Annotated in this window: 5 protein-coding genes; all 5 read right to left on the bottom strand. The window is 68.8% G+C overall.

Annotated elements, in window-relative coordinates; genetic code table 11:
* Positions 1-1473: tRNA (adenosine(37)-N6)-threonylcarbamoyltransferase complex ATPase subunit type 1 TsaE (gene tsaE, locus AC5E6L_RS08920; RefSeq protein WP_491772713.1), on the bottom strand; the 1473-nt coding region annotated here is incomplete at its 3' end.
* 4 nt (positions 1474-1477) lie between these two features.
* Positions 1478-4000: a sensor histidine kinase gene (locus AC5E6L_RS08915; RefSeq protein WP_491772711.1), complete on the bottom strand. Its 2523-nt coding sequence runs from the start codon at positions 3998-4000 to the stop codon at positions 1478-1480.
* A 185-nt stretch (positions 4001-4185) separates the two neighbouring features.
* On the bottom strand, positions 4186-5586 hold the full coding sequence (ahcY, locus tag AC5E6L_RS08910) for an adenosylhomocysteinase (RefSeq protein ID WP_491230944.1): 1401 nt from the start codon (positions 5584-5586) through the stop codon (positions 4186-4188).
* A 114-nt stretch (positions 5587-5700) separates the two neighbouring features.
* Positions 5701-6027: an HPr family phosphocarrier protein gene (locus AC5E6L_RS08905; RefSeq protein ID WP_491230945.1), complete on the bottom strand. Its 327-nt coding sequence runs from the start codon at positions 6025-6027 to the stop codon at positions 5701-5703.
* Positions 6024-6255 (bottom strand): PTS sugar transporter subunit IIA (locus tag AC5E6L_RS08900; RefSeq protein WP_491772708.1); only part of this gene is annotated, 232 nt, incomplete at its 5' end. The genes AC5E6L_RS08905 and AC5E6L_RS08900, both read right to left, overlap by 4 nt.

Below are 6255 nucleotides of genomic sequence, written 5' to 3'. Positions count from 1 at the left end.
GGCGAGCACGGGGTGGGCGAGCGCGGCGCGCAGATAGGCTTTCATGCGCGGCAGGTGGGCGATGTAGGCGGGCTTTCCGTCCCGCTCGTCCAGGCGCACGAAGATGCCGAGTATCTTGCAGACGCGCTGGGCGGCAAGGATGGCGGCGGCGGCGCGAAAGCCTGTCTCGTCGAAGGCGGCATCCGCCGCGCGGCGCGCGGCGCAGTACCGGTCGAGCAGACGCGCCTGCAAGATGGGCGGGATGTCGACCCTTGCATCGGCGGCGAGCGACATGACGTCATAGGCCGGATGGCCCCAAAGGGCATCCTGAAAGTCGATCAGCCCGACCCGACCGTGGCCGGTCCCGGCCTCGCGCCACAAGATGTTGGGCGAATGGACGTCGCGCAGCATGAGCGTGCGGGGCCCGGCATCGACGACGGCGAAAAGGGCCGACCAGACGGCATGCCATTGCGCGCGATCCGTGCCGGTGGCCGGCGTGCCGAGCGCCCGCGGCACGAACCAGTCGACCAGCAGATCGACCTCGATCAGGAACGCGTCCCGGTCGAAATCGGGAATGCGGTGGACCGTGCCGTCGTCGAGCGCCGTCGCGCGCGGCCAGTCGCGGCCATGCATCGCCGCGAGCATGTCGATGGCGGCTTCGTAGCGCCCGGCGATCGGCGCGCCCTGGCCGTCTGTCACCTCCTCGGCCCCCAGATGGGACAGAAGCGCGAGCCCCCAGTCATAGTCGACGGCGAGGACGGCCGGGGCGGCAAAGCCCGCCTCCGACAAGGTCCTGGCCACGGCGACGAACGGCCGGATATCCCCGGCCAGGCGGGCAATGCGCCAATAGGGCCGGCCGTCGCGCACGGCCGGGCCGGCCGGCAGGGCCGGCGCGTCCATCAGGACCGCGCGCCAGTCGCCGTCGCTGACCGTCTCGTAGCGGCGCATGGAGGCATCGCCCGCCAGCGGCACGCGGTGCGCGGCGCCATGGCCGGCCCGGCCCAGCAGGGCGCGGACGGCGCGGCTGCGGTCGAGCCGCGCGAGCGCCTCGTCCGGCCCCCGGACCGTGATCATGCGCGCATCGGCGCCGGTCCCGTCGCGCGCTTCGGACAAGGTCAGCCACAGCGCGTTCAGGGGGAGCATCGACGCAGCGCGCTCGGGCCATTCGATCAGCGCGACACCGGCTTCGAGCGCCTCGTCGAGCCCCAGTTCGGCCACCTCATCGGCCTCGGCGATGCGGTAGAGATCGAAATGGGCGACAGGAGGCGCGGTCGGATAGGTCTGCACCAGCGTGAAGGTGGGGCTGGGCACCTCTAGCCCGGCATCGGCGGCCAGCGCTCGAATGAAGGGGCGGGCAAAGCTGGTCTTTCCGGCGCCCAGATCGCCGGCAAGCGCGATGCAGTCGCCCGGACGGACGACGCGCGCCATGTCGGCGGCAAGCCGGGCCATGGCCGGCTCGTCGAGCGGACCCAGCGTCAAGGGCGCCTGCGCCACCGGACTATTCGGCGGCGACGCCGACACGGGCCGGGGCCTGGGGGAAGGTGACCGTCACCTCGGTGCCCTCGCCGGGCGCGGAAAGGATCGAGACCTCGCCGTCATGCAGTTCGACAAAGCTCTTGACGATGGCAAGGCCCAGTCCGGCGCCGCGCTCCCGGCCGCCCTCGGCGTGGAAGCGCTCGAACACGTCTTCGAGCGCGTCCGGGGCAATCCCCGGACCATCGTCGCGGATGGTGAAGCCGACGCCCCGCGCGGTGCGCGCGCAGGTGAAGGCGATCTCGCTGCCCGGCGGGGCGAAATCGGCCGCGTTGGCCAGTATGTTGACCAGCACCTGGGTCAGCCGCGCGCGGTCGGCGACGATCGCGCCCGCGTCCGGCTGCACGCGCATGGCAAGGCCGATGCCATGGGCTTCGAGGCGTGGTTCGATCTGCTCGGCGGCGGCGCGCATGACGGGCTCGATCTCGACCCGGTCGAGCGTGAGTTCCATCACGCCGGCATCGATGCTGGCGAGATCGATGATATCGCGCGTCAGATCGTTCAGTTCGGCCGTCGCGGCGGCGATGTCGGCCAGATATTCGCGCTGTCTGGGGTTGAGCGGGCCGGTCGCGTCCATCCTGATCAGCTCGGTGAAACCGCCGATCGTGGTCAGGGGCGCGCGCAGTTCATAGGAGACGTGGCGGATGAAGCGGTCACGCAGAAGCGCGGTGCGTTCGAGCGCATCGTTGCGCTCGCGCAGGGCCCGCTCTATCTGGTCGCTCGCGGTCACGTCGACGAAGGTGATCATGGTCTGGCCGTTGGGCAGCGGAACGATTCGCCAGGACAGGGTCCGCTCGCCGGTTTGGGCGCGCCCTTCCTCGACGGCCCGGTCCTCCTCGAAGCCGGTCACGGTGCCGGCAAAATGCCGCCAGGGCTCGGCGTCGCCGGAGACGGCCTTGCAGCTCTCCGCGATCGTCGAGATGTGAAGGCGGTCTTCATCCATCAGGTGCGACACGTGCCAGAACGCCTCGAAAGCGGGGTTGGCGAGCTTGAGCGTGCCGTCGGTGTCGAACACCGCCACGCCTTCGGCCAGACTGTCGAGCGTTTCGCCCTGAACGCGCATCAAGGTGGTGTAGCGGCTTTCAAGGTCGATCCGCTCGGTCAGATTCTCGAACACCCATGTCAGCCCGCCACGCGGATGCGGGCTGGCGATCATGCGCACCGTGCGGCCGTCGGGCAGGTGCCAGAGATCCTCTTGCGGCTCGACGGCCTTGAAGCAGCCCAGAAGGCCCTCTTTCCAACGGCGCCATTCGGGCTGCTCGGGCAGTTTGCCGTCGGTGCGCAGGCGATCAAGAAACATCGACATGTCCGGCTTTGCGGCCAGGAAACCGCTGTCGAGGCCCCAAAGCCGCTCGAAAGCGTGATTGTGGAAGCGCAGCCTTGCGTCGGCATCGAACATGGCCACGGCGGTGGTCAGAAGATCGAGCGTCTCCTCGTGGCTGGCGATGGTGGTGTTCAGTTCGGCGCGCACAGCCTCGGTCTCGCTGCGGTCGCGGCCGATGCCGGCCGAGCCGTACGGGCCGGCGACATCGAGCACATCGTAGACCAGCCGGTCGCCGCGCACGACCGTCGAGATCTGGCCGGCGAAGGCGGCGTTCCGCGCGCGCGCGCTTGCGATCTGCTTGCCCGCCTGGCTGCCGAACAGTTCGCCACGCGCCGCGATGGCGGCCTCGGCATCGGCGCATTCGACCGCGTCGGCATAGGCACGATTGACCCATGCCAGGGCACCATCGGCGCCGCGCAGCCAGACCGGCATGTCCGAGCGGTCCATCAGCGCCTGAAACGTTTCAAGCGTTTCAACGATGCGGGCGAACTCGGTCGCAAGCCGGGCCTGCTCGGCGCGCTGGCCGGCAAGCGAGACGAAGCGAACGATCGCGCTGCCGCCGCTGGTCCGGCCGCTGACCTCGACCGGGACGCCGACCGGCGTCAGCACCATGTCGTCGAAGGGCTCCGCATGGTCGCGCAGCCGGCTTATGGCCTGCTCTAGCCGCGCCGCCGAACGCGGCTCCAGCCAGCGGCCAAAGGCCAGGAACTGGCCGCGCGATTCAGGCGCCCCCGAACGCGCGCCAAGCGTGCCGATGACGGCCGCGGGCTTGCTGTGCTCCTCGCTCCAGACGACGGCGCGCTGCCCTTCCGAGGCGGCCAGCGTCTCCAGCTGGTTGATGCGCGCGCCGAGCGCGGAGACCTTGCCGCGCAGGGCAAGGTTCTGCGAGGCGGTCCGCCCCCGCTCGCGAATAAGCCACAGGGCCGAGCCGATCGCGGCGGCGAGCGCGCCGGAGAACAGGGCGAGCTGGACGACCTCGAACGTTTCGAGCTGCCGGCCGACGATGACAAGGCCGCCGGACCCGGCAAGGGCCTGCGCGGCGGCGGCGGCGGCGCTCCATCCGGCCGCAACGGCCGCCCCGGCGAGCACCGCCGCCCCGCGCGGACGGCTCGCCGATGCGATCAAAGCGCGCCATGGGCGGCGCATCCTCGCCGGTTGTGGCATCTGGCTCCCCTTCGCCATCGCGCATGGGGGCAGCGTGCGCGGGCCATCACCGCGTGGTACGACGCTACCCACACACACGAATCACCCGAAGATAGCGGGCGGCGGATTCGCCGTGAAGCCTGCGCGGCGAAAAAGCCGGCCTCGCCATTGCGCGACCGGCATGGACCGGGATGGCCCTTGCGGGCTCAGTAGCGGTAATGCTCGGGCTTGTAGGGCCCCTGGGCATCGATGCCGATATAGCTGGCCTGCTCGTCGCTCATCTCGGTGAGCGTGACGCCGAGCTTTTCCAGATGCAGCCGCGCCACCTTCTCATCGAGGTGCTTGGGCAGCACATAGACCCGGTCCTCATAGCGCTCGCCATGGGCCCACAATTCGATCTGGGCCAGCACCTGGTTGGTGAAGGACGCGCTCATCACGAAACTGGGGTGTCCCGTCGCGTTGCCCAGGTTAAGAAGGCGCCCTTCCGACAAAAGGATGATCCGCTTGTCGTCGGGGAAGGAGATCATGTCGACCTGCGGCTTGATGCTGGTCCATTTGAGGTTGCGCAGCGCGGCGACCTGAATCTCATTGTCGAAATGGCCGATATTGCCGACGATCGCCATGTCCTTCATGGCGCGCATATGGTCGATGGTGATGACGTCCTTGTTGCCCGTCGTGGTGATGACGATGTCGGCGCGCGCAGCCGCATCGTCCAGCGTGACCACCTCGAAACCGTCCATCGCCGCCTGCAAGGCGCAGATCGGGTCGATCTCGGTGACCTGCACACGGGCGCCGGCGCCGCGCAGCGAGGCGGCCGATCCCTTGCCGACATCGCCATAGCCGCACACGACGGCCACCTTGCCGGCCATCATCGTGTCGGTGGCGCGGCGAATGCCGTCGACCAGCGATTCCTTGCAGCCATACTTGTTGTCGAACTTGGACTTGGTGACCGAATCGTTGACGTTGATGGCGGGGAACGGCAGGTGACCCTTCTCCATCATCTGGTAGAGGCGGTTGACGCCCGTGGTGGTTTCCTCGGTGACGCCCTTGATCATATGGCGCTGCCTGACGAACCAGCCCGGCGACTGTGCGATGCGCTTGCCGATCTGAGCGAAGAGCGCCTCCTCCTCCTCGTTTCCGGGGTTGGCGATCAGCTCTTTCTCGCCCTCCTCGACGCGCGCGCCCATCAGGATGTAGAGCGTGGCGTCTCCCCCATCGTCGAGGATCATGTTGGCGCCACCCTCGGCGAACTGGAAGATGCGGTCGGTGTAGGACCAGTATTCTTCAAGCGTCTCGCCCTTGACGGCGAAGACCGGCGTGCCGGTGGCGGCGATGGCGGCGGCGGCATGATCCTGGGTCGAGAAGATGTTGCACGAGGCCCAGCGGACGTCCGCGCCCAGCGCCTTGAGCGTTTCGATCAGGACGCCGGTCTGGATCGTCATGTGCAGCGAGCCCGCAACGCGGGCGCCCGCCAGCGGCTTGTGCTCGCCATATTCGGCGCGCAGCGCCATCAGGCCGGGCATCTCGGTCTCGGCGATGTCCAGTTCCTTGCGGCCGAAATCGGCCAGGGCCATGTCGGCGACGACATAATCTTGATGCTCAGCCATCGGGCGCTCCGTCGGAATGCGGGAATGTCGGGCGGCTCCTAACAGAGACAGGCACGGCAAGCAACGGCAATATAAAGAAATCCTTATGTCCGCATGTCGGCCTGCGCGCCGCCCTCACTCGCCCTCGCCGAAGCGATCGGCGATCAGGGCGCCGATCGCCTCGATCGCCGCCCGTGCGTCCGGGCCCTGGGCGGCGACGTCGATGGTGCTGCCGGGTCCGGCGGCCAGCAACATCAGGCCCATGATGGAGGTGCCGCCCACGCGCTGGCCGTCCTTGGTCACGGTGATCGTCGCCGCGAAGGTTTCGGCGGCCTGGACGAACCTGGCCGAGGCGCGCGCGTGCAGGCCCCGCTTGTTGGTGATGGTGAAGGTGGCATGCAAGGCCCCGCGTCCAGCGGACGCGCCCTCCTCCCCGCCGACACCGTCCTGCTCGCCGCTCATTGGCCGGTGAGCACCCTGCTGGCGACGTTGATGTATTTGCGGCCCGCTTCGCTTGCCTGTTCGAGCGTGCGTTCCATGTCGCCGGTCTCGCGCGCCCGCGCCAGCTTGATCAGGAGCGGCAGATTGGCCCCGGCGACGATCTCGATCCGGCCCGGCTCCAGGATCGATATGGCCAGATTGGACGGCGTTCCGCCGAACATGTCGGTGACGACAATGACGCCGGCGCCG

The organism is Roseitalea sp., from assembly GCF_984466335.1.
This window is presented reverse-complemented; position numbering and strand designations above follow the sequence as displayed.